The following is a 26025-nucleotide window of genomic DNA, read 5'->3' on the forward strand; positions in this document are numbered from 1 at the left end:
ACTACACCTACAAAGGAGCGTCATGAATGTTAAGCAGATTAGCTCAACTCAGGAAAGAAAAAAAATGGTCTCTTCAATATACAGCTGACCAGCTTGAAATTGCTAAAAGCACCTACGCAGGATACGAATCTGGCTATCGTCGTCCTTCTCTTGAAGCACTCGTTACAATCGCAGAACTATTTGATACATCAACAGACTACTTGCTAGGTAAGGAAAAGGAACCTCATTCTCTTTCAGATGCACCCATTGAATTAACATCGCCTCAAACTCATACGATTACGGTTGACGGTGCGGAACTATCTCAAGAAGAAATTCAGCAGCTGACAGCTTTTATTCGTGCTAAAAGACAAATTGAAAAAGAAACTACACCTTCTTCAATTTAAAGAAGATTAGAAGCAGGGTGCTTCTAATCTTCTAGCTGCATTTCTAAATAGCCTACTACTTCTTTTGTTATTTCCTCTTCTGTTTCTTCCACCAGCTCTCCGGTTATCTTGCTGCCTGGGAGCTTCCTCGAAGAACGGATGCCCCAAAACGTGCGTACACAGTGCCAGACAGGAATAAAAAGACCGTCTAAAAACTCATCTTTTTCCAAAATACCCACGTGAATAGTGGCGTGGTAACCGAGCTGAAAAGGATTTTCTCCTTCACGGATCACACCTACAGAAAGCTCCATCCCTTTTTTTTCAAAAGCTTCTTTATATTGTGCATATATTGATTTGAGAAGTTCTTGCATAGATCTTTCAACTGTATGTATATGTTGTTCTAACTGCGGCGTAAATTGTTTTGCGATGTATTCCATCTATCTCCCTCTTCTTTCAGTTCCCTATCCCTTATTTTAGCGATTTTCATTTTATTGTATCATAAGAAAAGCGTTTGTCTGTCTAGCAGAAAACCCCGCTTTTTTATAGAAAAGCGGGGTTCATACATACCTTTACTAGCAATAGCTTACATTGCTTTGTCTTGTTTAGAAGATGATTTTAATTTTTTATTTTTAGTTGGATCTGGCTCATTAGAAGACATGATAATGTTTCCTTCGCCGTTGCACACTTTGCACTTTATAAATCCAAATTTCTTACCGGCTCCTTGGCATTGTGGACAAACATATCGAATTGGCATAAACTGTACCTTCCTTCTTTCTAATTTATACCTGCGCCTTGAAAGCGCCTGTGGCTAGTTTATAGTTTTATTATAAGTTGTACAATCCACCCTATCAAGACGTGCCAAATTGCACATCTTTAATGGTAAGAAATCCTTCCTTTCTAAAATTCACCTGAAAAATGAGTCGATAGACAGGAGAATTTCTTTTCTTGTCAAAAGGCAATACGTCAGAGGAAGTTTCTTATTGGATATAATTAGCGAATGCTTGCGCGGAAAATTTTGCGCTTTTTCGCGAAGTTCAAGGTTAAACAACCGTTTTATCTCGAATTTCTTTTGAAATGGTTACGTCTTTCCAAAGCTGTTCGTATTTATAACCCGTTAAACTTTCACAAACCGCTTGCGCTTCAGGAGTAACGTCTTTCGCTCGGCCTCCCTTTTTTCTTCTTTGAATTTCAGCTAATAAGATTTTGTGATTTTCCGGACTTATTTTAAACCATATGGTTGCGATAATTCCAGCGAGAATCAAAATAGCAGGTACAATCATGAACAGCTTTTGTAAGCCGGCCAGCGTAGACGCTGACTGCTCGGCGTTTGGTACATAACCAATATTCTTTAAGGCAACACCAACAAGAAAAATCGCAAGCGCCTGAGAAGATTTTCGAATAAACGACATCAGCCCTGCATACACGCCCTCTCTTCTTTTTGTCGTAATCATTTCATCTACATCTGATACGAACGGCAGTACATTCCATGGAATCATAATCGCTCCAGAATGACCGCTTCCTAAGAAAAATGCTGCTAAATAAATAAGAACTAACGAGCTATCTGTTGTTAGGAAACTGAATAAAACAATGCCCGTTCCCCAGATGATCATGCTGAAGTTATAGGTTAATTTATTTCCTAACTTAATGGCTATGTACGTAACAAGAGGAATAAATAGCACTTGTGTAATTTGCACAAAGCTTAGGGTGTCTGCATAAATAGCTTCGCGCAGCATGTAATAGGCAATAAAATAAAAGAAAAGAGCATTAAATACATCCATTGCAATGTAAGATGCTAAGTACATGGCAAGATACACGTTAAACGACTTATTTTTAAATGCACTTCCAAAACTGATAAAAAGCTGCTTAAATTCTAACCAAAATCCGCTTTTCTTTTTTCGTTCCACTACTTCTCCGCTATCCCAAGTTCCTTTATAGACAAAAATCCATGGAAGAGCAAAAAGAAGACCAAAGATAATTCCCATGATTAAATACCCTTGTCCACCTGGAAATGCATCAATGATTCGTTTTGGAAAGAAAGCGCCTAAAAATGAAGCGCCTTGTGAAAAGACCATGCGTATTCCCGTCATTTTCGAACGAATACTATAATCTGTAGTCATTTCTGCTGCTAGCGTGTTGTAAGGGACCATCACCATACCAAACGCCGTGTTAAACAAAAGATAGGCTAAGATAAAATAGGTGTATTTGAACATATGCGAACCTTCAATAGGAATCCAAAGCATGCTGAACGTGATGGCAACTGGAATGATTCCAAAAAGAAAAAAGACTCTTCTTCGTCCTTTTTTTGTCTGAAGATGATCAGATATGTACCCAATGGTTGGATCTAACAAAGCATCCCACACTTTTCCAAGAGCTACAATCGTTCCTGCTTCTACAGGAGAAAGCCCGACTACATCTGTTAAAAAAACCATAAATAATGTGCCGATAATAAAAAAGGATCCTCCGCCAAACAAATCCCCAAATCCATACGCTACCATATTACGAAAGCGCACTTGTTTTGTTTTCCCTTGCATATGCAGCCCTCCCCCTGAGTAAATAGACTAGCTTCTTTTGTTATTCACTTTTTTCTATTTTACTAAACTACCCCTTAAAAAATAAGGAATATGTCATCTGTTCTACTCAAAAAATAAGGTGCTTTTTAATTATATAAGTAGAAAAACAGCCGAATAAAACGTTCTTCTTTATACTCTTTTATAAGTTGACTTTTTGTTTACAGCTGTTATAATTCAACCCATCGCTTTTTATTTAGCTATAAAATGCAAACTTGAACATTTGACATCTGAGCTGTGACGAATAAAATAATAAGTATGAAACCTATTGATATCTTTAAAGCATTATCTAATGAAACTCGATTAAATATATTGGAGTGGTTAAAAGAACCTGAAAAGCATTTTAAAGACAAACAAGCACATTTGCCTAAGGAGGTCAGCAGCAGAGGCGGTGTTTGCGTGGGAGATATTCAGGAAAAAGCTCAGCTGTCTCAGTCCACAGTGTCCAGTTATCTTTCCATGATGCAAAAAGCAGGTTTGTTAGAGTCAATTCGGCACGGTCAATGGACATACTATCGCCGAAATGAAGAAACGCTTCAAGAGCTTTCTTCATTCTTACGAAAAAAACTTTAACGAGTTTTTTTCACTCATTATATCTATTTTTCTAGATATACAAATATAAAGAAGTGTTGGAGTGATAAATGTGAAGTTGTTGGTTTATTTGGTTGCGGTTCTAGGCGGCGCGGCTTTAAGTATGGAAGGCGCTATTGCCGGAGAACTCGGAAAAACAGTGGGAAAACTTGAAAGCAGTTATTATATTTTTATTATGGGAACGCTCATTTTAGGTCTGACCACTTTATTTGCTGGAAAGGGAGATTTACCTTACGTCTTAAAAGCGCCTAAGTGGAATTTAACCGGCGGTTTATTAGGTACGGTTTATTTAACAATTCTAGTGATTAGTATCCCCTTTATCGGAATTGGCGTTTCAATGGTTGCTGTTATTGTGGGCCAAATGATTACAAGCATGATCATTGAGCATTTTGGTTGGCTTGGCAGCAGCAAAATTAAAATTAACAAAGAACGCGTAATGGCTATTGTATGTATGGGAATTGCGCTTGTGCTTATTTTCTAGGAGGGTTTTACGATGAGTTTATTGATGGTGATACTTACCTTAATAGGAGGATTAACGCTAAGCGCTCAGTCTTCTATTAACGGTACACTAAGTAAAAAAACAGGTACGTTTGAAACAGCTTTTTTAACCTTTGCGATAGGTGCCATGATTTTAACGATTGTCGTTGTATTCTTTGGTCAAGGAAACATTCTCTCTGTTTTTGATGTCCCTAAATGGCAGCTTACCTGCGCCTTATTCGGAGCATCTTATTTATTTTTAACTGTTTTAGCTGTACCTAAAATTGGTGTAACAGCAGCTAATATCTCAACTGTTATCGGTCAGTTATTTGCAAGTATGATTATTGACCATTTTGGCTGGTTTGGAAGCAAGGAAGTACCCTTTGATCTATCCCGCTGGATTGGTGTAGCATTTATGCTATTAGCTCTTTATTTTATTTTTAAAGGCAATAAGAAAACAGCAGCATAAAATGTTCATGAAAATAGCCAAGTGTCCTTATGTAAAGGCACACTTGGCTATTTTTTGTACGTAAACCACATCTGAATTTTCAATCAATTATTTAGAACATATTTTATTTAAACTAAATTGATTTTAAATAAGGTAAATTCCACAAAAAAAATTGTGCATACCTTCCTGCCTTTGTTCAAAAGATAAAGAGGCAGATCTAGAAAATCAGCTACATAAACGAACAGGTAAGGTGGGTTTTTTCGTGGGAAAATTTTTATTTTTAGCAGCATTTGTCTTTTTTTGTTTTACGCTTTCCATTTCCGCAGAAGAAAATATACCAGAAGAAAATATAGAATCACACGTAAGTCAGCCTGTTGTAAAAGATTTTATTTATCAATCTCTTGAACCTTGGGTACATCAAGATATTACTTCTCATTATGAGAAGGTTTACGGTAAACAGCATAAAAAAGTAAAAGTTCGCCCGATTAAAAAAGATGATATCGGGATACAAATGGGTGAAATACAGCCCGGCAAAGGCGGTAAGTTCACTCATATTGTGCGGGTGAAAATCTTGAACTTAAAAGTAAAACCCGAGGGAGAAGATGAATTTTTTGCAACGGATACGCTTATTTATAAAGTGAATATCAACGAACTTTCTGCTGAAAATGATGTAGAAAACGTCGTAAAACTACTCGAGTATAAACATCAAGAAAGATAAAATTCCAACTCTCCCCCCTTTTGAAGGTATTTATTCCTCTATTCAAAGGGGGCTTTATTATGGAGTATGTTTTTTCTTCACGTATTTAGGGAATATAACTACCACTTATCCCCTAATTTTTTCATATTGCTAGTGCATAAGGTACGAAGTTGATAACTTTTTGTCGGATTGTATCTATTTCTGTAGGGTTTCCTGTAGGATAAAAAAGAAAGTAAAGCGCTTTAATTACCTTGGCAGAAAGGTTGAGGATAGCTGTCCTGCATAAATGGAAATCAATAGGTATCAAGAACTGCATGTAACGACAAAAGTTGACAACCAAAGATTTCAGAATAATAATAATAAAGCAACAACGTTTAATTGAAAGACTTATTTTATATGAAAGGTGTTAGTCAGATGAACAATTTACATCGAAGAATGGGAACATTCGCGTTAACCATGACGGGACTTGGATCAATTATTGGTTCCGGCTGGTTATTTGGAGCGTGGCGAGCAGCTCAAATTGCAGGTCCGGCTGCTATTTTATCATGGGTCATTGGAATGGTCGTTATTTTATTTATTGCACTTTCTTACAGTGAATTAGGATCCATGTTTCCCGAAGCTGGCGGGATGGTCAAGTATACGCAGTACTCGCACGGTTCGTTTATTGGTTTTATTGCTGCTTGGGCAAACTGGATTGCGATTGTATCCGTTATTCCAGTCGAAGCAGTAGCTTCTGTACAATATATGAGCTCATGGCCTTGGAAGTGGGCACAGTGGACAAGCCACCTCGTAGAAAAAGGAACGTTAACTGGCGAAGGATTAGCTATCGCTACTGTGCTATTGATTATTTACTTTTTACTGAATTATTGGACAGTTGGACTATTTTCCAAGGCCAACTCGTTAATCACTATTTTTAAAATTGTTATACCGGGACTTACAATTGGAGCACTTTTATTTGTAGGCTTTCACGGAGAGAACTTCACTTCTGGAAGCAGCATCGCACCAAACGGCTGGGCTAGTGTGCTAACAGCTGTTGCTACGTCTGGAATTGTGTTCGCTTTTAACGGCTTTCAAAGCCCCATTAATATGGCTGGAGAAGCAAAGAATCCTGGAAGAGCTATTCCGATTGCGGTTGTAGGCTCAATTTTAGTGGCTACAGTCATTTATTTGCTTCTTCAAATTGCTTTTATCGGTGCGGTAAACCCTTCTGATATTGCGAAGGGATGGAGTCATTTAAATTTCAACTCTCCATTTGCAGATTTAGCCATTGCGCTTAACATCAACTGGCTTGTAATTGTCCTGTATGCAGATGCGTTTGTTTCACCATCTGGAACAGGTATTACGTATACAGCTACTACTGCTCGAATGATTTATGGTATGGAACAAAATAAATATTTGCCAAGTGTTCTAGGACGCCTTCATCCTATTTATGGTGTTCCGCGTCAAGCCATGTTTTTTAACTTAGCTGTTTCTCTTGTCTTTTTGTTTTTATTTCGGGGCTGGGGCGTGCTTGCTGAAATTATTTCAGTCGCTACGCTTATTTCTTACATTACAGGTCCTGTTACAGTTATGACGCTAAGACGAACTGGAAGCGATTTATATCGTCCCCTTCGTTTAAAAGGATTAAGCATTATTGCGCCGCTCGGCTTTATTTTTGCTTCATTAACGCTATATTGGGCGCGCTGGCCGCTAACTGGACAAGTTTTGTTTATTATTTTAATCGGCCTGCCTATTTATTTTTATTATCAAGCAAAGGCTAAATGGAAAGGCTTTCGACAGAACTTCAAAGGCGGCGTATGGATGGTTGTATACTTACTTTGTATGATGACTATTTCATGGCTTGGAAGCGAAAAGTTTGGGGGCCTTAATGTCATTAAATATGGATGGGATATGGGAATTATTGTTGTTGTTTCTCTTCTCTTCTACACATGGGCTTTAAAAAGCGGTTTCAAAACAGAGTATTTAGAGAATGGAAGAAAAGTAAATGACGGCTTAAAAGCAGCAGCGGCTGAAACAGCCGCTTCCGAAGAGTCGTAACAAAAGCACCTTGCATGAGCAAGGTGCTTTTTAGTGAGCAGTTCTAACTTTTTTCAGCACGTCTTCGATCGTAATTTGATCTAAATGCCTGATTACGCTTTGCTCACTCTCTGTAAAAATGTCGTCCATCACTGTTTGAATGTTTGATTTCACAATACAGTCAGCGTCAGGGTCGCCGCTGCACCAGTGAGGCTTCAGCGTTCCTGTCGATATAACTCGGTAAATCAATCCAAGACTTATTTCAGCAGGACTGCAGCCTAAAGTATAACCGCCGCCTAGCCCTTCTTTTGTCCGAACCAAGTTGTTTTTTCTGAGTGTACTCATTATTTTCCGAACCCGTGCAGGATTGGTACAGATGTTATAAGCAATCAATTCACTGCTTGCTCGGTGATCTGGTAAATTTGCTAGGAACACTAAGCTGTGCACGGCAATGGTAAATTCACTGTTCATCTTCCATAAACCACCTTTTTTCTTTCTCTACTGTAACGTTAAGTGACACAGTTGGAAAAGTCAAGAGAGCAAGGAGGGAAAGAAGAACTTTAGCTTTATTTATTCACGGTCTTCTTTTTCTATACTTTCTACTTCATTAGCTGAGTTGATTTCAAGGTATACCGTCTTTTCTTTTAAACTGCCCTTTTCTTCTTTTTCAAAGTCTGTGCTTTTTTGATACGTTTTTTTGCCGTTTGGAACTTTTACCGTTATATGTTTGTTACTTTCTTCTATAAAAACACCTACAATTTTACGTTCGTCTCCATCTTGTTCATACACACCATTTTTATCTGCTTTTGCTTTTGGAGTTAATTCAATACTAGTTGCTTCTTGTTTAGCTGCGTCAATTTCAGCTTCTACTTCTTTATTAATCATATCTTTTAGCTGTGAGCCTTCCACTTCCATCCCAGAGCTTTTTGGTACTTTAACGAGTTGATCATCGATATTCAGCGTCATTTCTTTTTCAGCGTCTTTTTTTAACGTACCGATCAAGTCAAAATCTTCATCTTTCCCCTTTTTAATGTCTGGGTCGCTCGAATACTGCTGTAGCTTTGTCAATTCTTGACGGTCTTCAATTGGTTTTTCCTCTGCTTTATGATTATCAGATTTTGTCTTGTTAGCTGGTTCACCTGAACAAGCTGCCGCACTTCCAATCATACATAGAGTAATTAAGAAAAGGATTCCTTTTGTTAGCTGTTTTTGCATATGTATTCTCCTTTTTCTTTTTTATTTCCACCTTTATACATATGTAAAACAAAAAAAGTGAGACATAACTACATACAGGAAACCAACGTTTACCCTACCCATGAAAAAATCCGAACAGATTGAATTCTCTAACAAGAATCAAACCCGTTCGGATTTCCCTTCAACTAAAACACTTTTGTTCTAGCCTCTTTTTTAAAGCTGCTGTTGCTTCAGTATATGATTTGCTTCTTCTAAGTAAGTCACATACGCCTGTACTTGTTTATCACCGTAATTATCTAATTCAAACAGCGCTTCTTGTATAAAATTAAAATTATCAATAATATGCTGTGTTTTCATGCCTCTACTTGTGAGTAAATTGTTTAACCATAAGGCATAGTCCGTAAAAATTTTCAGGTTGTCTAACTTATATGTTGTCTCAAGATACTTCATATGATAATGATTATCTTCATGGCATCTTTCTTTACCGCGCTCTCCGAATTTTTCGAGCAAAGAAGGTTCTAACTCGTAGATTTTCTCCGTTACTCTTTCGACGATCTTATTAACGGGAAGTGAACTCATCGTGCCACCACTTTGTACTGAGAAACTTTTGGGATGACGGCTGCCAGTTCTTGATCAGGGTACTTTTTCTCTAAATCATGAATACGCTTGAAATCTTCGCTTCGTACCCAGCTTAAATAATTCTCTTTCGTATCAAATGTAAGCTGAACGGTGAGCTCCCCTGCTCGCTTATCGTTTTGAAGAAGTAGAAAGTCTACAAATCCTGGAGCCTCGTCGACTGATTTTGAACGATTTTTATAAATTCCAATCACTTCTTCAGCTTTTTCATCCGGTACATTAAATGTTGAAAATACGGTGTACATCTTTGTTCCTCCCTTTATGATACAAAACCTGGGTTCTTTTCTCTTTATTGTACATCATATGGGAGATGAAATGGTGTTACGTTTAGATTTCACAGCGGTTACAGCAGGTCTTTAAAACAAAAAGCCCTTTGAAACAGCGTTTCAAAGGGCTTTTTTACCCGTTATTAGTTTTCGATTTTTGTTAATTGTTCTGTATGTGTTTTTACACGTGCTGGATCAATTGTAATGCGGGCAACGCCTGAATCCATTGCCGCTTTTGCTACAGACTCTGCTACAGCTGGCGCTACGCGAGGATCAAATGGTCCAGGGATAACGTAATCTGCGTTTAGCTCTTCTTCTGTAATAAGGGCTGCAATTGCTTCAACAGCAGCTTTTTTCATTTCTTCGTTGATATGAGTAGCGCGAACGTCTAACGCACCGCGGAAAATTCCAGGGAATGCAAGAACGTTATTTACTTGGTTAGGGAAGTCTGAACGACCTGTTCCAATAACAGCCGCTCCTGCTTCTTTTGCAGCGTCTGGCTTGATTTCTGGATTAGGATTTGCCATCGCAAAGATAATTGCATCTTCATTCATTGATTTAACCATCTCTTGAGATAATGCATCTGCTGCAGATACACCGATAAATACATCTGCGCCTTTAATTACATCGCTTAGCGTACCGCATTCTTTATTTACGTTTGTATAAGAAGCCACTTCAGCTTTCACTTTGTTCATACCTTGAGAGCGGCCTTCATAAATAGCACCTCTCGTATCACACATAATCATGTCACGTACACCGTAAGAATAAAGAAGCTTTGTAATGGCAATGCCGGCAGCTCCTGCTCCGTTTAAGACGATTTTTAAGTCTTTCATTGATTTATTGACAATTTTCAGTGCATTTACAAGTCCTGCTACCGTTACGATTGCTGTGCCGTGCTGATCATCATGGAACACAGGAATATCTACTTCTTTTTTCAGGCGCTCTTCAATTTCAAAGCACTGTGGAGCTGCGATATCTTCTAAGTTAATGCCTCCGAATGTATGAGCCATTAATTTCACAGTTTCAACAATTTTATCTGTATCTGTTGTATCAAGTGTAATTGGGAATGCATCTACGCCTGCAAAGCTTTTAAATAAAATTGCTTTTCCTTCCATAACGGGAAGTGAAGCCGCAGGTCCGATGTTTCCAAGGCCAAGAACAGCGGTACCATTTGTCACAACGCCGACCATGTTTCCTTTCATTGTGTAATCATACACCGTTTCTGGATGTTCATGAATTTCTTTACAAGGTTCTGCTACTCCCGGAGAGTAAGCTAAGCTTAAATCTTGAGCGTTTTGAACTTCAACTTTTGATTTAACTTCTAACTTACCTTGTTTTTCTTGATGCATATGTAGTGCTTGATCACGTAGTGACATAATTGTATTCTCTCCTTTTTTCTATACATTTAAATTTTTTAATGAATTTATTTAACACTTGCTTTTTATCTCCATAATTGTAAGACAACCTGACCGAATAAATTCACAGACAAGTGCCATTATGAAACAAGGAACATAAAAAGTAAACTATCTTGCTTGAATGACTTCTGCGCTTGTTTAATTTAGATTCCAGAGGGGTCGCTGGCTCTCACTTTAAGTTGTCTGATATACAGACAACTTTAAAAGCATACAACCACTTACTGTAGCGCTTTCAAATACGTTTCAGCAAAATCAACGGCTTTAGGCATTGAAAAGAAGTATGCACGTGCTGAACCGATTTTTTCAGCTTTTATTCCTTTTGCTTCAATAAACGCTTCACCTATCTTTTCAAACAGCTCTTCTCGAAACTCTAATTCTTTATATGTCTTCCATACTCGCTTTCCTGCATCCATAACTGGAGACCCTTTTTGAATCACGTTTCGATATGGAATACGATATTCCGCTAGATGAAAAGAAGTATTGTTCCCAAACCCGACACCTAATAATAAAACAAAGGCATGTTTTTTGTAAAGCCTTTCAAGAGGAGAATTTTCGCCTAAACTGAATTCAAGGGGATGATCTCTTAAGAGGTCTTCGCTGTCCTTTCCCCAAGCGGCGAATGAATACATTGGATGGCTGCTTCTTCTTACGCCAGAGTATGTTCGAAAAGTTTCCACGATTTGTCCCATCCCGCTTGTTGGCGTGTGGGCCGGATCATATGCAGGCATCGTTTCCCGAATAGTTTCCCACCACTCTTTTGGCACAGCCGGATTGCCCCATTCTGATGGATCCGAAAGATCGACCGACTGTGACGGCATCACGATCGTTCCTTCCTCTGTCACTGTCTCCATTAAAGCTTGAACAACGGCTACTGAACCTCCGTTTACCCACCCTAATGAAGATAGCGAAGAATGAACGATGATAGTCATCCCTTGTGTTATGCCTAACCTGCGTAAATCTTCTTTTAATGTGTCTTTCGTTCTAGGATGATCTGTTGCTTGGACAATGTGCTTCATCGTAAGCTCCTTACTTATAGTGCTGCGAGAATGTGTTGTCGAACTCTAGCAATATATGTAAAACTTATGTTTCCATAATAGTAAGAATAACATCAATTGTCAAATTATTTAAAGTAATAGAAAAACTTAGTTTTATTCATATCAGTTATCATACAACTGACTTGTTGGTAAGCTTTATTTCCTTCAATTATCTTACTATAATAACGGCTAATGAAGCTTTTCAATAAATTAAAAAGAAGAATATTCCTATAAATAAAAGAAATACTAATGAAGCTATAAATATTTACCTATCACTATTTTCAGGAGGAATGTGTACAATGAGCACATCAAAACTTCCGCCGCTCACGTCCTCGGAGCTTGCTAACTTATGGATGACTTATCAGGAAAAAACGATGATTTTGAGGTTTCTAGAATATTTTCTGGAAGATAAACAAGATTACAAAGAACTTTTTGAGCTATATTATAGCCGATCTTTAAAAAGTGTAGCTCGAATTAAAGAAATATTTGAGAACGAAGGCGCTGTTATCCCAATTGGTTTTACGAAAGATGACGTGAATGTAGGAGTTCCTAAACTATATGACCACATGTTCGAAGTCATGTATATACGCTTAATGTCTCAAATTGAAACAGGACTGTTTGCTTTGCATTCGACCATGTCTTACCGAGAAGATGTCCGAAATTTCTTCGTAGAGGCAACAGCAGAAGCACAGGACATATACAATCAATCCACACAAGTATTGCTAGAAACGGGTGTCATCGCAAAACCCCCATACGTTTCTATGCCTAAGGAAGTCCATTTTGTCCATGAACAAAACTATATAGGCGGATTGAGCTGGTTTAGCGAAAAAAGATCGCTGAATACCATTGAAGTGTCACTTATTCAACATGCTGTTGATACAAATCTTGTAGGAATGCAGCTGATGATTGGTTTTGCTCAAGTGGCCAACAACAAAGAAGCACAGCAGCATTTTGTCAGGGGTATGAAGCTTTCGAAGAAAATTGAAACAGAACTAGGTGATATTTTACGCCATAGCTACATAGAACCCCCGGCTACTCATGCCGGAAAAGCGACGAATTCAACCGTTCCTCCTTTTTCAGATAAGCTGATGATGTACAATACGAGTCTTTTGAGTACGTTCGGTCTGGGGAGTAATGCTTTAGGAGGAGCCTTTAGTTTAAGAAGTGATTTGCCATTAAAGATGCTCCAGCTTACAAAAGACATTTACAGTTTGGCGAAAGAAGGCGGCAAAATTATGATTCAAAACGGATGGCTTGAAGAGCCTCCTCAAATTGAAGATCGCAATCAGTTAACTAAAAAATAGGTTCTTTCCTACAGGAAAGCTAGCTGCTCTACGTGCAGCTAGCTCTATTTGTTTTTTTAGTATACTGTTTTTAGTGCTAGTATGTAACAACTGTTTGCGTTATTTAGAAGTTTTTCCTGTCTTTTTCTCAGTCGTTTAGCTCGTATTTCCACTTAATTTATAACAGAAAAATAAAATAAAAGGTATTTTCTCTGAGCTGACGAAATCTTTCTATATAAAATAGAAAGGAGAAAAGTATGTTTCCTATTCTTCTTACACCTCGCACTACACTGCGTGAAATAACAGAAGTCGATGCAGATACTATTTTTGACTGCTTCTCTCAGAAAGAAGTTATTAGATATTACGGGCAAGAAAAATTCACAACTATTCAAGAAGCTCTGGTTCTGATTGATATTTTTGCTGAAAATTACAGAAATCAAAAAGGCATGCGCTGGGGAATTGAACGGCTCGATACGGGGGAATTAATTGGGACAGTTGGATTTAATCAGTGGAACCAAAAGCATAAGCGCGCGGAAATTGGCTATGAGCTGCACCCTCAGCACTGGGGTCACGGCTATGCTTCGGAAGCTGCTTCGGCTGTTATGGCTTATGGCTTTGATACCCTTCAGCTAGTGCGGATTGGAGCTGTTGTGTTTCTTGAAAACAAAGCATCACAGCATGTGCTTGAAAAGCTCGGGTTTCAAAAAGAAGGAGTGTTAAAAAACTATATGTATCAAAACGGAAAAGCTCACGATACGTTTGTTTATAGTTCCCTGCCTACTACATAATAAAAAAGGATTCTTTTCTTAAAAAGAATCCTTTTTCCTTTTATTTAAATGCCGCATACCCATCATCAGCCATGATGACGCTGCCGTTTACAGCTCCCGCTTCTTCTAAGGAAAGCAAATAAACCATATCTGCAATTTGTTTTGGTGTAGTGAGCTCCCTGCTCATCGTTTTAGCTTTCATTCCTTCAATCATACCGTTGTCTTTATAGCCTTGAATAATGGGCGTATCAACAAATCCTGGCGCAATGGCGACGACGCGAATACCGTATTTAGCGAGATCTAGCGCAGCTGATTTCGTCATCATCACAACAGCTCCTTTTGTTGCGTGATAGGCATAGGTACCGGGTGAGGCTAAGAAGCTAAAAATAGATGCCGTATTGATAATGACGCCTTTAATACCTAACTCTCTCATTTTCCTGCCCGCTGCCATAATCCCATATGTAACGCCGTGCTGATTCACGTCAATAATACGATGATATTCTTCTAAGTCTTGATCTAAAATAGATGTAGGGCGTCCAATACCTGCATTGTTAAACATCACGTCAATTCGCCCAAAGCGGTTCACAGTTTCCTCAATCAGCGCTTCCACTTCTTCAAACTTTGTGACGTCTGTTTGCACAAATAAAGCGCTCCCTCCAGCTTCTTCAATTTTTTGAAGGGTCTCTTTTCCTTTCCCTTTATCATAATCAGCAATGACCACCGCGTCTCCTTTTTGCGCAAACTTTAAGGCAGTTTCTTTGCCAATTCCGCTTGCTCCCCCTGTAATAACCACTACTCGTTTTTGCTGCATGTTTCTCCCTCCTTGATAAAAATTCCTTTCTTTTACATTATAGCATTCTTTTTTTCTGCCAGCCGTTTCTATTGATCACCTCATTGCTATGAAATCAGCCGAGTTAGGCATAGGTGAACGCCTTTTTTAATAAAAATCAGCGTGTGTACAAGCAGTCTTCCATTTTTTGCATTTACTATAGTGTAAGGAGGTGATGGCTATGCATGAACACACAGGTAATGTATCTATCCCACGTCCTCCGGATGTGGTGACAATTCTGTGGGAGCGAAATCCTTTGGATAGACAAGCCCCTCGTACTGTCGTAGAAGCAACGGTAATCGGCAGCGCAAATCCTTGCGGACGCTTGTTAGCTCAAGGTCAGCGCTACCGAAGTGCAGCACATTGTTTACTTGATAACGGATTTGAACAAATTACCGCTGAAAGATTAGGAGTATTTGGAGTAGCAGTATTTGTTAGAGAATATTAAAATAGAAAAAAGGGACCTTTCTGTAAGTTTAGAAAGGTCCCTTCATACGTATTATGCGTGGAAATTCGTGCCGTCTGTTACAGCTTCGATTACACCAGCGCGGATGACATAGTCACCAAAGTGCTCGCCTTCTTCTCTCTCTTTTGCATAGCGAGGAAGTAAGACGCGCAGTTCGTTTAAGATTTGTTCTTCACTGATATTTTCACGGTACATTTTACTTAAGCGGCTTCCATCAAATGCTGCTCCAAGATACATATTGTATTTGCCCGGTGCTTTACCGATAAAAGCAATTTCACCTAAAGCAGGACGTGCACAGCCGTTAGGACAGCCCGTCATACGAATGGTGATTTCTTTATCGCGAAGGCCGTTTTCATCTACAATTGCTTCAATTTTCTCAAGAAGAACTGGGAGATAACGCTCAGCTTCCGCCATAGCAAGCCCGCAAGTTGGAAGCGATACACAAGCTAATGAGCTGCGGCGCAGAGCCGAATAATGCTTGCCGTCAGTTAGTCCATATTGTTCGATGAGGTCACTAATTTGTTTTTTCTTTTCAGTTGATACGTTCGCGATAATTAAATTTTGATTGGCCGTTAAACGGAAATCACCGCTATGAACTTTTGCAATTTCACGAAGACCCGTCATAAGCTTATAGTCTTCAAAGTCAGCAATACGTCCACCTTGAACAAAAAGAGTAAAGTGCCATTTTCCTTTTACACCTTTTTCCCAGCCGTAGCGGTCGCCGTTATGATCAAAGTGATAAGATTTTGCTTCGTCTAAGCTCCAGCCCAGACGATTTTCAAGCTCTTCTTTTACCGTTTCTAATCCAAGACGATCAACCGTGTATTTAAAACGCGCGTTTTTACGTACAGAGCGGTTTCCATAATCACGTTGAATCGTAATGACTTTTTCAGCTACTTCTAGAATTTGATCAGGTCGACAGAATCCAATCACTTTTGCAAGCTGAGGGTAAGTTGCTTTATCTCCGTGCGTCATACCCATACCGCCACCGATTGCTACGTTAAACCCAACAAGTTTCTCGTCTTCTAAAATGGCAATAAAGCCAAGGTCTTGTGAATACACGTCAATATCGTTAGACGGTGGAACCGCTACGCCAATTTTGAACTTTCTTGGCAAATAGAGCGGACCATACATTGGTTCCACTTCTTCTTCCACTTCCGGTGTGCTGATCACTTTCTCTTCATCTAGCCAAAGTTCGTGGTACGCTCTTGTACGAGGCAATAAGTAATCACTTAATTTTTTTGACCATTCGAATACTTCAGCGTGCACTTCTGACTGATACGGATTCGGATTGCACATTACGTTACGGTTTACATCTCCGCAAGCTGCAATTGTATCTAATAAAGAAGCATGAATTTCTTGAATCGTTTTCTTCATGTTCCACTTTAAAATTCCGTGCATTTGGAATGCCTGACGAGTTGTCAGCTTTAACGTTCCATTTCCGTATTTTTGTGCTAAATCATCCATCACTAGCCACTGTTCTGGTGTTGAAACACCGCCTGGCGTACGGACGCGAAGCATGAATTGGTAAGCTGGCTCTAGCTTTTGTTTTTGACGTTCATTACGAAGATCTCGGTCATCTTGCAAGTAGCTTCCGTGGAACTTCATCAAACGATTATCGTCTTCAGAAATACCTGAGCTGATGCGGTCGAGCATTGTTTCTCCTAATGTACCGCGCAAATAATTACTTTCATCTTTTATGCGCTCAACGTCACTTGGAGGACCTTCGGGCGCTTTTAAAATTTTGTTTACCATGTTGAAAATCTCCTTTCAATCCTCAGTATACATCACGCTGATAACGTTTTTGTTTCTTCATTTCAGCAAGGTAACCTTCCGCCTGTTCACGGCTCATCTTGCCTTCTGTTTCGATAATTTCAACTAGCGTGTTGTGCACGTCGCGTGCCATATTTGTTTTATCTCCGCACACATAAAAAGATGCGCCTTCTTCTAACCATTGGAATAATTCTTTACTATGTTCGAGCATACGGTTTTGTACGTATACTTTTTCTTCAGTATCGCGTGAAAACGCCACGTCCATTTTTGTCAGTACGCCATCTTTTAACCACTTTTGCCATTCTGTTTGGTAAAGGAAGTCTGTTACGAAGTGCTGATCTCCAAAGAACATCCATGACTTGCCTTTTGCCCCTGTTTCTTCACGCTCTTGCATAAATGAGCGGAACGGAGCCACACCTGTACCAGGTCCTACCATAATAATTGGCGTTTCTTGATCTTGAGGAAGCTTAAAGTTTTTATTGCTTTGAAGATATACAGGAATCGTATCGCCTGGCTGCAAACGTTCTGAACATAGGACGGAACAAACACCTTTACGCTCGCGTCCATGCGCTTCGTAGCGTACCGCTCCGATTGTTAGATGAACTTCATCAGGGTTTGCTGATAAGCTGCTTGCAATCGAGTAAAGGCGCGCTGGCATTTTACGTAAAATGGCTACAAACTCTTGTGCCGATACGTTCCATGGGCCGAAGTCACGAACTAAGTCAATCACATCACGGCCTTGTGTGTATGCTTTCAATTCCTCGCGATTTTCTAAAAGCGCTTTTAACTTATCGTTTCCAGTAAGCTCAGCTGCTTGCTTTAAAAGCGGCTTTGTTAAAACGGTAATTTCAAAATTAGAGATTAGCGCTTCTCTAAGAGGACGCGTTTCTCCTTCTTTATTAACCGTTACATTTTCACTTGCATCCCACTTGAATTCGTTAAGAAGAAGATCAACAAGCTCCGGGTCATTTTCAGGATAAATACCTAAACTGTCTCCTGGTTCATACGTCAAACCTGAACCTTCTAGAGATAGTTCTAAGTGTCGCGTTTCTTTATTTGATCCGCGGCCGTTTAAGTTTAAGTTCTCAAGCACTTCTGCTTTAAAAGGATTTGTTCTTGAATATGGTGAAGTTCCTGCAGGAGCTTCCGCTGGAACAGCTGCCGAAGCGCTGTGTCCTTTCGCTTCGCTTAATCCATCAATAACACCTTTAAGCCATTTATTTGCGGGCTCTTCAAAATCTAAATCACAGTCAACGCGCGGATACAGTCTTTCACCGCCAAGTTCTGCTAAGCGCACATCAAATTCTTTTCCTGTTTGACAGAAAAATTCGTATGAGCTGTCTCCAAGCGATAAAACAGAGAAACGGAAGTTCTCAAGTTTTGGCGCTCGACGGCCGTGAAGAAATTCATGGAAAGATAGCGCATTATCAGGCGGCTCTCCTTCTCCATGTGTACTTACGACAATTAATAAATTTTCAAGTTTCTTTAAATTATTTGGTTTGAAATCATTCATAGAAGATACGGTTACATTAAAGCCTTTTGCTTCAAGCGTTTTGCCTGTATTTTCAGCAAGTCCTTGAGCATTTCCTGTTTGTGATCCATAAAGAATCGTTACGTCTTTTGAAACTGTCTGTTTCGTTTGAGCAGGCGCTGCTGTAGAAACGTCTGGCGTTCCTTCGGCAGACGTAGATTGAGATGCTGTTAAATAACCGCTCAACCACATTTTTTGTGCTTCTGTTAATGTCGGCAGAAGGCGATTAAGCAAATCTGCTTGTTCTTGATTAAAAGGGCTGTTTACTACCTTAAGTTGCAACACTGTCCACCTCACAAAAATATATAATTTAAATATGTATGCTTTTACGAATCATCTTCAACAACATTTAATACCTGTGTCTAATTAATCAATGATGTTTCCCTTCATACATTATTATTCCTATAGATTATATCAAATTTAATTATATAAATCATTAGAAAATTCTTATCAAATTCGTCTACCTGCATTTTATCGGAGAAGAATAAATTAGTAAAATACATATAATTGATAACTAGTATTAAGATCATTAATAATTGAAGCTGTAGTTACGTTTTTTATAAACACAGTTACTTCTATATTTGTTCATTCTACATCCTTCACATGAATATGAATATTTTGTAATTTTTAGATAAGTTTTGTAGAAACGGTTTTCTTTCTCATCAGAATGTTACATAATAAATGTAACATTAATCCTTTTAAAAAACACTATACAGAAAAGACAGTATATTCTGAAATTTAGGACAGTTTATAGGTGGGCTAGCAACCTTTTATTCGATCTATTCATACACGTTGGAGAATATAAAGGGAAGCTTGCAGTACATAAAATTCCCTTTTGCTCATCTCAAATGAAAGGACTGGCTTTTAAATCAGGTAATCTTTTTTAAGGAGGCTTCTCGAATGTTTTTACGAGAATTAACGAAAAGTGGGACGATAACTGTTTCTTACTATAAAGATGGAACGTTGCAAACGTGCAAAGGCCGCGTGCACAACTTAAATCTCCATCAGCAAATTCTATCCGTAAAAGACGAAAATGAAGCCGTTGTTTCCCTTCAGCTTTCTGATATTAAATCCATTCATTAGTATGTAAAATTAAGGAGGAATTCTCATGTGGAAAGATAATAAGCAAGCGCTTACAGATTTTGTGTCGGAAGATCGGTTTGAACTGAACTTATATTTAACGTATTTGCTTGATCAAATTTCGTATGACACGTCTAAACAATCCCCTTTTCTTCGTAAGCCTAATGAAACAACTAGTTAATATAGAAAAAAGCGCACAAATTTGTGCGCTTTTTTTAACGTGATGGCTCTACTTCAGCAATGCCTTCTTCTGGTTTTTCTTCGGCTTTTTTATTTGAAAGCTTGATCTGCCTTAAGAACAATGTGCATACCGCTCCTAAAATAATAAAAGCTAAGCCCATGAAAAAGACGCTGTGTAATGCGCTCATTAGCGAGGTCTTCAAAATTGGCACAATGCTGTCTGAAAGGGCAGCTGGAATACTCTTTAGCGCTTGGGGGCTAAACAGCATCTGCAGCACACTTTCAGGATTCGTATCAATCGCTTTTTTAAACCCGTCCGCAAAAGCACTTGCTTGAGCAGGCAATGTGTTTAAATATGGAACGAGTTTGTCAGTAAGAAGCGTACCTGATTTTGCATTCATCACCGCTCCTAAAATGGTAATACCGAACGTTCCTCCAATTGAACGGAAAAATTGACTTGATGATGTAACCACACCGAGCTCTTCTTTTGAAAAGCTCTCTTGAAGAGCAAGTGTTAAAATTGGCATCACAAGACCCATTCCTAAACCGATTATGGCCATATAAGAAGTGGCAACAAGTTTGCTAGTATGAAGGTCTAATGTTGTTAACAAGAAGAACCCTCCTGCCATAATGAGCATACCCGTTACGATTTGAGGCTTGATTCCAACTTTATAAACAAGCTGCCCTCCAATAATACTTGTTACAATCATTGAAATCATCATCGGCGTCATAATGGTACCGGATTCCGAGGCGCTGACTCCAACGATTCCTTGCATAAAGAACGGAACAAACGTAATGGCTCCGAACATGCCGATGCTCATAAAAAAGCCAATGATATTTAAAAGCGTAAACGTTCGGTTCTTAAATAAATACATCGGAAGAATCGGCTCTTTGGCTTTCGTTTCCACAATAATAAAGCTTATGATCCCAACAACAGCCAGTGTAAATAGACTAACAATTTGCCAAGAGTTCCAGTCGTAGTCTTTTCCTCCAAAGCTCAGGGCCAGAAGCAAGCTCACTACTCCGATAACCATTGTGAACATACCCGCTACATCGAATTTCACAGGTCCCGTATGTTTCTTTCCTTGAAGTCCCAGTGCAATAAAAACGGTAGCGAGTATCCCTACCGGCAAGTTGATGTAAAACACCCATTTCCAATTCAGTGAATCAACAATCCATCCGCCAATTTGTGGACCAATGACAGAAGCAAGGCCGTAAATTCCTCCGAATACTCCTTGAAATTTTGCTCGTGCTTTTCCTGTAAATAAATCACCGATTACAATCATTGCCATCGGCATCATAACGCCACCGCCAATTCCTTGTAATGCACGGAATAAAATAAGCTCTGTCATGTTATTTGCCATTCCACATAGAGCAGAAGCGACCATAAAAATAATAAGTCCTGTAACATAAATTACTCTGCGTCCTACTAAATCAGCGAGTTTCCCTGCAATCGGAACAACCGTTGTCGACGTTAATAAATAGGCTGTTGTCAGCCATGTCATCATGCTCAATCCACCAAGATCTCCTACGATTCTTGGCATAGCTGTTCCGACAATGGTTCCATCAAGTGCAGAAAAGAACATCGCAATAATTAACCCAATTAATAAGAGCGTGCGCTTTGAATTTTTTTGATTTTCCATCGTGTGTCTCTCCTCTTTTTTGTTACTGCTGCTTATCTTTATAAGAAGCAGCTGACGTTGCAAGCTTTTTCGTAATAGAAGCCATCATAGAAAGCTCTTCTTCTGTTAAATGCAAAAGATAGCGGTCCATAATGGCTTTTCGACCATTCAGCACATCTTCAAGCTTGCGATGCCCAAACTCCGTTAAGGTAATATCAACGACTCGTCTGTCCTCTTTATTATGTTCTCTTACAACAAAATTGTGTTGTTCAAGACGATCTACTAAAAGAGTCACGGCGCTCGGTTTGACATCCATGAGTTCTGCAATTTGAGAAACCTTGCTGCTCCCTACTTTCTTTAAATAAGAAAGAACAAATAATTGCGTAGGAGTCATCTCATGCTCATTTAGGCTCTCCATCATTTCAGGTTGCATTTTTTCAAATAGCACTTGAAGCGATGAACGAATCTCTCCAAGATACTGATTGCTTTTTGTCACATCTATTCCTCCAGGCTTGCTTATTTATTTCATGTTATAAATAGTTAATGCTAATTAAATATAAATGCATATAAACTAAAAGTCAATTATTTCTTTTTTAGTATTGACCCTTACGCTGCGTTATATTTTATAGTAGATTTCAGAAGGGAGATGAAAGAATGAACAGAAAAGTAAAAGAAGTTGCTGACTTAGTAGGAATCAGCGTCCGCACGCTGCATCATTATGATGAAATCGGGCTATTAAAACCTGATGCCGTTAGTGAATCCGGCTACCGGCTTTATTCACTGGCTAATCTCGATATGCTTCAGCAAATATTATTTTTTAAAGAACTTGGCTTCCCTTTAAAACAAATTCACGAGATTATAACAGATCCGACGTTTAACCGCACAGAAGCGTTGATACTGCAAAAAAACATGCTGATTGAAAAACGCAGTCGGCTCGATCAAATGATTGTAACCATTAATAAAACGATTCAATATGAAAAAGGAGCGATTGAAATGAACGAAAAAGAGCGGTTTAAAGGACTGGATTTTTCGCATAACCCCTATGAAGAAGAAGCACGGAAGCGCTGGGGAAATCAGCGGGTAGATGAAGCGAATGAAAAAGTACAAAGCTTCTCACAAGAAGAACAGCAGCGCATATCAAATGAATGGGAAAGTATCTACACTCACTTAGCTTCGCTTCGTGATCTGTCACCATCCTCTACAGAAGCTCAAAAAGCTATTGCGACATGGTATCAATTTTTAAATGAGAACTTTGGAACATATTCATTAGAAGCCTTTAAAGGTCTTGGAGAAATGTATGTGCAAGATGAGCGATTTACAACTAACATTGATCGCTATGGAAAAGGATTAGCCAAATTTATGAACGAGGCGATGAGTGTATTTGCGGAAGCTAAAAAACAATAAACAAAAAAAGAGTGAGATATAACTACGTCAATTCAATCTAAAGACGAACCATTGGTATACATGATCTGACCTGCTTGTTCCGCCGCCATTGATTTCCGTCCAAGGCTTCGCGTTCCGCGGGCGCCGCTGAGCCTCCAAAATCGTTAGAAGCATCTGCCTATAGGAAGCCTATGTTCATCACCACAATGAAAAAATCCGAACGATTCATCGTTCGGATTTTCATTCACTTAATATACTTTTGTCCCAGCCTCTTTTTATAAGTGAAGACCCATAAGCATTGTATTATAGTACACGCCATTTATATAGGTGTCTTTTTCTTTTAATCCTTCTGTTTGAAACCCTAGCTGCTTGTATAAAGAAATAGCTCTTTGGTTATCTTCTCGCGTCACAAGTTCGATTTTTTTTGTTTGTTTATTCGTACGTGCCCATTCAATCAGCTCAATCATTAGCTGTCTGCCTAACCCTAGCCCGCTATAAGATTTCTCTACTACAATACCGAGGGTTCCCACATGCTTATTACGCGGGTTTTGAGACGAGGTGATGGATGCAATACTAATGATTTTCTCTTCTTTTTCAGCCACAACTATAAGAGCATTTTGCTCTTGTTTTACAGAAGCTAAAAACAGTTCGTACTCTGAAAGAGGTGTAAGAAACTCACCTTCTCCAAATGAAAGAAAATCGCTTTCTCCTCCTACCCGGTTGTAAAAAGCAATCATTTTCTCTGCGTCTTTCGGTGCTGCTTCTCGAATGCTGATGCCTATACCGTTCTTTAATGTACATAAACTCATATATCCATCTTCCTTTTGGTTATTCTTGTTTGCTTAGCCCAATTTTAGCGCTGTTTTTCTCTCCACTGATCTAACCACATGCGATTTCCTAAAGCTGTAAAATCATTTTCGTCGGCGTAGCGTTCAATGACGGAAAGCGCGTTGTCCTCAAGCATTGGTGAATAGCTCATGATTTCTAAAATATGATGTGCAGCCCATAGGTCAATTCGATAAGTAGGATTCGTCAGCAATGTTGCAAATTCAAACAGCATGCCTGGATAATATAAATGAATGAGCTGCGCAATTTTTTTCATATCTTCTGCAGCTCGATTGCCTTTTTTTACAGATTTTTTATCTCGATAATCGATTTCATAATGAATTTTGGCGCTTTTTTGATAAAGATCAACTAGCGTTTCATACGTACGGTGTTTCCGCATTTCTCATCTTCCTTTGCTTCTAGATTTCCTCGTTTGAAGATGCTATAGTTCATTTTTAGGTTTCATATATTCAAATAAATGCAGCAAAAATATGATACTTCCACCAATACACATCACAAAACTTAACGTAGCAGGATACTGAATAAAGAAACCGACAACACCAAAAATCAGCATAGCAAGCGCTCCTATCATCATAAACAGATGATAAGCCGGTGTATTTTCTTCATTATTCATACATAACTCCTTTTCACTATTTTTTAAGTTATTAAAAAGATATGACACTTCTTTTGGACTATGATCTTTTATTTTGCTGCCGCTTTATTTCTTTAGTTTAGCACGAAGTAACGTGAGAAGGCCTCCTCCAAACATGACGCCACCCACAATTTGATACAGATGTATGTAGCTTTTTATCGTTTCAAGATACAGATCCGTGTCTGCGTTCCCTTGACTTTCTAGCCATTTTTGACCCATGGCCTGCCCTGTTGCAACGCTTTTTAACAAAACGACCAGGCCTCCAAGCATGACAACAGCGGCGATAATAAGCTGCACCTTTTCTTTGTCATCTAGCATTTTTTTGAGCTCATCTGCCATATATATCTCTCCCATCCTTGCCTTGTTATGTATCTACTTGTTTGTAATCATGCTGTTTTTTCTATTATAACGCTCAACTTGGTCATTATAACACGGTTTTGCCCTGGCTTTAGTCTTACTTTTCATAAATCAAGCCTTTTTGGATCATACTATATTTGAAACACAGGCGTCTTTAACATCCCTTCATCATTTTTAAAGGGTTACTAATTGAGGTTGATACATGCTTATATTTTTAGGGATTTTTTTACTTTGTGCAGCTGTTTGTTTAGTAGAAATACCTTATTTAAAAAAAGTGAACAGTAAAAAAGAAAAGCAAATTTTTTGGAGTTTGTTCATAGTAAGTATTTTAATTGTTAGTTTAAAATACGGCGGTGTGGAGGTTCCTAACCCCGGGGACGGCATTGCTTTTTTATTAAAACCTTTTAGTGATTTTTTGTTCAGTCTGTTGAAATAAAAGGAAGTGAACAATGTGCATAGTCAGATGAATTTATCCGCAGCACAGTTTCGAATACTCGTCATTTTTTATAGTTTAGGCGACACCATTTTAGTCGTTCCTGGAAGCTTAACGGCTGATTCTAAACAAGAGGCATGGATTCCAGCTATTTTAGGCGTAGGTGTAGGCGTTTTTCTTGTATGGATGTATATCAAACTTTCTAGCCTTTATCCTAATAAAACGCTCATGGAACTAAACGAAGCCATTTTAGGCAAGTGGCTAGGAAAGTTTGTATCTCTTTTATTTGTCGCTTCTACTCTTCTTTTTTGCAGTCAAGTTTTGTTTTACGTGGGCTCGTTTCTAACAACTCGCATTATTATTCAAACACCTATGCTTGCTGTTCATATTTTGTTTATGGGAATTGTGATTGTCGGCGTTCGGCTTGGCATTGAAACGATTGCCCGCTGTGCTGAAATTCTCTTTCCTTGGTTTGTTATTCCGTTCTTAATCTTAGTTTTTTCGATCTTCCCTCAAATTCATTATGAGAATTTGCAGCCTTTGTTAGAGGTAGGCGTTAAGCCTATTATCAGATCTATTCTGGTATTTACAAGTATTACTTCTCTCACTTTTATTGTATTGCTAACCGTTTTCCCTGCTCACGTAGCGGAACCAGATCAGCGAAACCGCGCTTTTTTTACGGGAAGCTTAATCGGCGGAGGCATTATGATTATTATCTTATTGCTTGGCATTCTTGTACTTGGAAATACGTATACACGTATTGCTTTATATCCAAGCTATGAGCTTGCAAGACGGATCGAAGTTGCGGATTTTCTGAAAAATATTGAAGTAATTATGGCTATTATGTGGTTTTTATCTCTTTATTTTAAAACGTCTCTCTACTATTATGCGACCGTTTCTGGACTCGCTCAAATTCTTGAATTAAAAAACTACCGAATTTTAACTCTTCCGCTAGGCATTATTGCCGTTACATTTTCACTTATCGTGTATCCAAGCATTCCATATGAACAAACGTGGGACAGAGATACGTGGATTCCGTATAGTCTGTTATTTGGACTATTTTACCCTCTTGGATTATTAATTGTTGGGAAAATTCGCGTAAAGCATTCTGCATCTTTATCCAAATAAAAAAGCCGCTTAA

Annotated in this window: 32 protein-coding genes; 14 read left to right on the top strand and 18 right to left on the bottom strand. The window is 38.7% G+C overall.

The features are described 5' to 3' along the window. Nucleotides 1–26 precede the first annotated feature (26 nt). A complete protein-coding gene (locus JNUCC25_RS15455) occupies nucleotides 27–383 on the top strand; it encodes a helix-turn-helix domain-containing protein (protein ID WP_454222100.1) in 357 nt (118 codons plus the stop codon). Between the two features lie 23 nt (nucleotides 384–406). Here the strand turns inward: JNUCC25_RS15455 and JNUCC25_RS15460 are convergent, their stop codons facing one another. The 3 genes from JNUCC25_RS15460 to JNUCC25_RS15470 form a co-directional block, all read right to left on the bottom strand. Then, nucleotides 407–799 carry a hypothetical protein gene (locus JNUCC25_RS15460; RefSeq protein ID WP_098526441.1) on the bottom strand — a complete coding sequence of 131 codons (393 nt, stop codon included), beginning with the start codon at nucleotides 797–799 and terminating at the stop codon, nucleotides 407–409. Between the two features lie 146 nt (nucleotides 800–945). Continuing rightward, nucleotides 946–1116 carry a hypothetical protein gene (locus tag JNUCC25_RS15465; RefSeq protein ID WP_013057775.1) on the bottom strand — a complete coding sequence of 57 codons (171 nt, stop codon included), beginning with the start codon at nucleotides 1114–1116 and terminating at the stop codon, nucleotides 946–948. Between the two features lie 286 nt (nucleotides 1117–1402). Then, complete coding sequence (locus JNUCC25_RS15470) at nucleotides 1403–2893, bottom strand: MFS transporter (RefSeq protein WP_061859310.1); 1491 nt, start codon at nucleotides 2891–2893, stop codon at nucleotides 1403–1405. Nucleotides 2894–3187: 294 nt separating this feature from the next. Here JNUCC25_RS15470 and JNUCC25_RS15475 point away from each other — a divergent pair, with 294 nt between their 5' ends. The 5 genes from JNUCC25_RS15475 (at nucleotide 3188) to JNUCC25_RS15495 (ending at nucleotide 7179) form a co-directional block, all read left to right on the top strand. Then, nucleotides 3188–3502, top strand: a complete 315-nt coding sequence (locus tag JNUCC25_RS15475; RefSeq protein ID WP_013083854.1) for an ArsR/SmtB family transcription factor — start codon at nucleotides 3188–3190, stop codon at nucleotides 3500–3502. 70 nt (nucleotides 3503–3572) lie between these two features. After that, entirely contained in the window at nucleotides 3573–4001 is a 429-nt protein-coding gene (locus JNUCC25_RS15480; protein ID WP_028409192.1) for a DMT family transporter, read from the top strand. Between the two features lie 12 nt (nucleotides 4002–4013). Continuing rightward, nucleotides 4014–4466: a DMT family transporter gene (locus JNUCC25_RS15485; protein ID WP_454222102.1), complete on the top strand. Its 453-nt coding sequence runs from the start codon at nucleotides 4014–4016 to the stop codon at nucleotides 4464–4466. Nucleotides 4467–4707: 241 nt separating this feature from the next. Then, a complete protein-coding gene (locus JNUCC25_RS15490; RefSeq protein WP_014459377.1) occupies nucleotides 4708–5163 on the top strand; it encodes a hypothetical protein in 456 nt (151 codons plus the stop codon). Nucleotides 5164–5556: 393 nt separating this feature from the next. Continuing rightward, a complete protein-coding gene (locus tag JNUCC25_RS15495) occupies nucleotides 5557–7179 on the top strand; it encodes an APC family permease (RefSeq protein WP_013057781.1) in 1623 nt (540 codons plus the stop codon). A 30-nt stretch (nucleotides 7180–7209) separates the two neighbouring features. Here the strand turns inward: JNUCC25_RS15495 and JNUCC25_RS15500 are convergent, their stop codons facing one another. The 6 genes from JNUCC25_RS15500 to JNUCC25_RS15525 all read right to left on the bottom strand — a co-directional run bounded on the left by JNUCC25_RS15500 (nucleotide 7210) and on the right by JNUCC25_RS15525 (nucleotide 11685). After that, nucleotides 7210–7629, bottom strand: a complete 420-nt coding sequence (locus tag JNUCC25_RS15500) for an Rrf2 family transcriptional regulator (protein ID WP_029322721.1) — start codon at nucleotides 7627–7629, stop codon at nucleotides 7210–7212. 99 nt (nucleotides 7630–7728) lie between these two features. Next, complete coding sequence (locus JNUCC25_RS15505) at nucleotides 7729–8373, bottom strand: hypothetical protein (protein WP_029322723.1); 645 nt, start codon at nucleotides 8371–8373, stop codon at nucleotides 7729–7731. 192 nt (nucleotides 8374–8565) lie between these two features. Then, nucleotides 8566–8931 (bottom strand): hypothetical protein, encoded by a 366-nt coding sequence (locus JNUCC25_RS15510; protein ID WP_013057784.1) that lies wholly within the window; start codon nucleotides 8929–8931, stop codon nucleotides 8566–8568. Beyond that, on the bottom strand, nucleotides 8928–9233 hold the full coding sequence (locus JNUCC25_RS15515; RefSeq protein WP_013057785.1) for an antibiotic biosynthesis monooxygenase family protein: 306 nt from the start codon (nucleotides 9231–9233) through the stop codon (nucleotides 8928–8930). The genes JNUCC25_RS15510 and JNUCC25_RS15515 overlap by 4 nt, the downstream gene beginning before the upstream one ends. A gap of 164 nt (nucleotides 9234–9397) precedes the next feature. Continuing rightward, nucleotides 9398–10630, bottom strand: a complete 1233-nt coding sequence (locus JNUCC25_RS15520; protein ID WP_454222105.1) for an NAD(P)-dependent malic enzyme — start codon at nucleotides 10628–10630, stop codon at nucleotides 9398–9400. Between the two features lie 257 nt (nucleotides 10631–10887). Further along, nucleotides 10888–11685 carry an aminoglycoside N(3)-acetyltransferase gene (locus tag JNUCC25_RS15525; RefSeq protein ID WP_029322726.1) on the bottom strand — a complete coding sequence of 266 codons (798 nt, stop codon included), beginning with the start codon at nucleotides 11683–11685 and terminating at the stop codon, nucleotides 10888–10890. A gap of 317 nt (nucleotides 11686–12002) precedes the next feature. Here JNUCC25_RS15525 and JNUCC25_RS15530 point away from each other — a divergent pair, with 317 nt between their 5' ends. Then, the gene (locus JNUCC25_RS15530) at nucleotides 12003–13007 is read left to right on the top strand and encodes a DUF3231 family protein (RefSeq protein WP_029322728.1); all 1005 of its coding nucleotides are present in this window, start codon (nucleotides 12003–12005) and stop codon (nucleotides 13005–13007) included. A gap of 236 nt (nucleotides 13008–13243) precedes the next feature. Next, nucleotides 13244–13774 (top strand): GNAT family N-acetyltransferase, encoded by a 531-nt coding sequence (locus JNUCC25_RS15535; protein WP_013057790.1) that lies wholly within the window; start codon nucleotides 13244–13246, stop codon nucleotides 13772–13774. A 40-nt stretch (nucleotides 13775–13814) separates the two neighbouring features. Here JNUCC25_RS15535 and JNUCC25_RS15540 read toward each other — a convergent pair whose 3' ends face one another. Continuing rightward, on the bottom strand, nucleotides 13815–14564 hold the full coding sequence (locus tag JNUCC25_RS15540) for an SDR family NAD(P)-dependent oxidoreductase (RefSeq protein ID WP_013057791.1): 750 nt from the start codon (nucleotides 14562–14564) through the stop codon (nucleotides 13815–13817). Between the two features lie 199 nt (nucleotides 14565–14763). Here JNUCC25_RS15540 and JNUCC25_RS15545 point away from each other — a divergent pair, with 199 nt between their 5' ends. Beyond that, nucleotides 14764–15030: a hypothetical protein gene (locus JNUCC25_RS15545; protein WP_029322730.1), complete on the top strand. Its 267-nt coding sequence runs from the start codon at nucleotides 14764–14766 to the stop codon at nucleotides 15028–15030. A gap of 51 nt (nucleotides 15031–15081) precedes the next feature. Here JNUCC25_RS15545 and cysI read toward each other — a convergent pair whose 3' ends face one another. Both cysI and JNUCC25_RS15555 read right to left on the bottom strand, forming a co-directional pair. Continuing rightward, nucleotides 15082–16803, bottom strand: a complete 1722-nt coding sequence (gene cysI, locus JNUCC25_RS15550) for an assimilatory sulfite reductase (NADPH) hemoprotein subunit (RefSeq protein WP_013057793.1) — start codon at nucleotides 16801–16803, stop codon at nucleotides 15082–15084. Nucleotides 16804–16825: 22 nt separating this feature from the next. Next, nucleotides 16826–18634: an assimilatory sulfite reductase (NADPH) flavoprotein subunit gene (locus tag JNUCC25_RS15555; RefSeq protein ID WP_064471848.1), complete on the bottom strand. Its 1809-nt coding sequence runs from the start codon at nucleotides 18632–18634 to the stop codon at nucleotides 16826–16828. A 618-nt stretch (nucleotides 18635–19252) separates the two neighbouring features. Between JNUCC25_RS15555 and JNUCC25_RS15560 the strand changes: the two genes are divergently transcribed. Both JNUCC25_RS15560 and JNUCC25_RS15565 read left to right on the top strand, forming a co-directional pair. After that, nucleotides 19253–19435, top strand: coding sequence for a YolD-like family protein (locus tag JNUCC25_RS15560; protein ID WP_013057795.1), 183 nt, complete (start codon nucleotides 19253–19255; stop codon nucleotides 19433–19435). Nucleotides 19436–19460: 25 nt separating this feature from the next. After that, nucleotides 19461–19613, top strand: a complete 153-nt coding sequence (locus JNUCC25_RS15565; protein ID WP_013057796.1) for a hypothetical protein — start codon at nucleotides 19461–19463, stop codon at nucleotides 19611–19613. A gap of 34 nt (nucleotides 19614–19647) precedes the next feature. Here the strand turns inward: JNUCC25_RS15565 and JNUCC25_RS15570 are convergent, their stop codons facing one another. Further along, nucleotides 19648–21255 carry an MDR family MFS transporter gene (locus JNUCC25_RS15570; RefSeq protein WP_013057797.1) on the bottom strand — a complete coding sequence of 536 codons (1608 nt, stop codon included), beginning with the start codon at nucleotides 21253–21255 and terminating at the stop codon, nucleotides 19648–19650. Nucleotides 21256–21277: 22 nt separating this feature from the next. Continuing rightward, entirely contained in the window at nucleotides 21278–21730 is a 453-nt protein-coding gene (locus JNUCC25_RS15575) for a MarR family winged helix-turn-helix transcriptional regulator (protein ID WP_013057798.1), read from the bottom strand. 158 nt (nucleotides 21731–21888) lie between these two features. On the opposite strand from JNUCC25_RS15575, the gene JNUCC25_RS15580 reads away from it, so the two are divergent. Then, nucleotides 21889–22638, top strand: a complete 750-nt coding sequence (locus JNUCC25_RS15580; protein WP_064471849.1) for a MerR family transcriptional regulator — start codon at nucleotides 21889–21891, stop codon at nucleotides 22636–22638. A 254-nt stretch (nucleotides 22639–22892) separates the two neighbouring features. Here JNUCC25_RS15580 and JNUCC25_RS15585 read toward each other — a convergent pair whose 3' ends face one another. The 4 genes from JNUCC25_RS15585 to JNUCC25_RS15600 form a co-directional block, all read right to left on the bottom strand. Further along, nucleotides 22893–23426 (bottom strand): GNAT family N-acetyltransferase, encoded by a 534-nt coding sequence (locus tag JNUCC25_RS15585; RefSeq protein WP_029322741.1) that lies wholly within the window; start codon nucleotides 23424–23426, stop codon nucleotides 22893–22895. Between the two features lie 44 nt (nucleotides 23427–23470). Further along, nucleotides 23471–23842 (bottom strand): hypothetical protein, encoded by a 372-nt coding sequence (locus tag JNUCC25_RS15590; RefSeq protein WP_013057801.1) that lies wholly within the window; start codon nucleotides 23840–23842, stop codon nucleotides 23471–23473. Nucleotides 23843–23884: 42 nt separating this feature from the next. Continuing rightward, nucleotides 23885–24076: a hypothetical protein gene (locus JNUCC25_RS15595; RefSeq protein ID WP_014459359.1), complete on the bottom strand. Its 192-nt coding sequence runs from the start codon at nucleotides 24074–24076 to the stop codon at nucleotides 23885–23887. An 84-nt stretch (nucleotides 24077–24160) separates the two neighbouring features. Beyond that, on the bottom strand, nucleotides 24161–24433 hold the full coding sequence (locus tag JNUCC25_RS15600; protein WP_025751130.1) for a hypothetical protein: 273 nt from the start codon (nucleotides 24431–24433) through the stop codon (nucleotides 24161–24163). A 220-nt stretch (nucleotides 24434–24653) separates the two neighbouring features. Here JNUCC25_RS15600 and JNUCC25_RS15605 point away from each other — a divergent pair, with 220 nt between their 5' ends. Together JNUCC25_RS15605 and JNUCC25_RS15610 are read left to right on the top strand one after the other, a co-directional pair. Continuing rightward, a complete protein-coding gene (locus JNUCC25_RS15605; RefSeq protein WP_013057804.1) occupies nucleotides 24654–24887 on the top strand; it encodes a hypothetical protein in 234 nt (77 codons plus the stop codon). A gap of 15 nt (nucleotides 24888–24902) precedes the next feature. Then, nucleotides 24903–26012: a GerAB/ArcD/ProY family transporter gene (locus JNUCC25_RS15610; protein WP_013057805.1), complete on the top strand. Its 1110-nt coding sequence runs from the start codon at nucleotides 24903–24905 to the stop codon at nucleotides 26010–26012. Nucleotides 26013–26025 lie beyond the last annotated feature (13 nt).

Source organism: Priestia sp. JNUCC 25 (assembly GCF_053667915.1).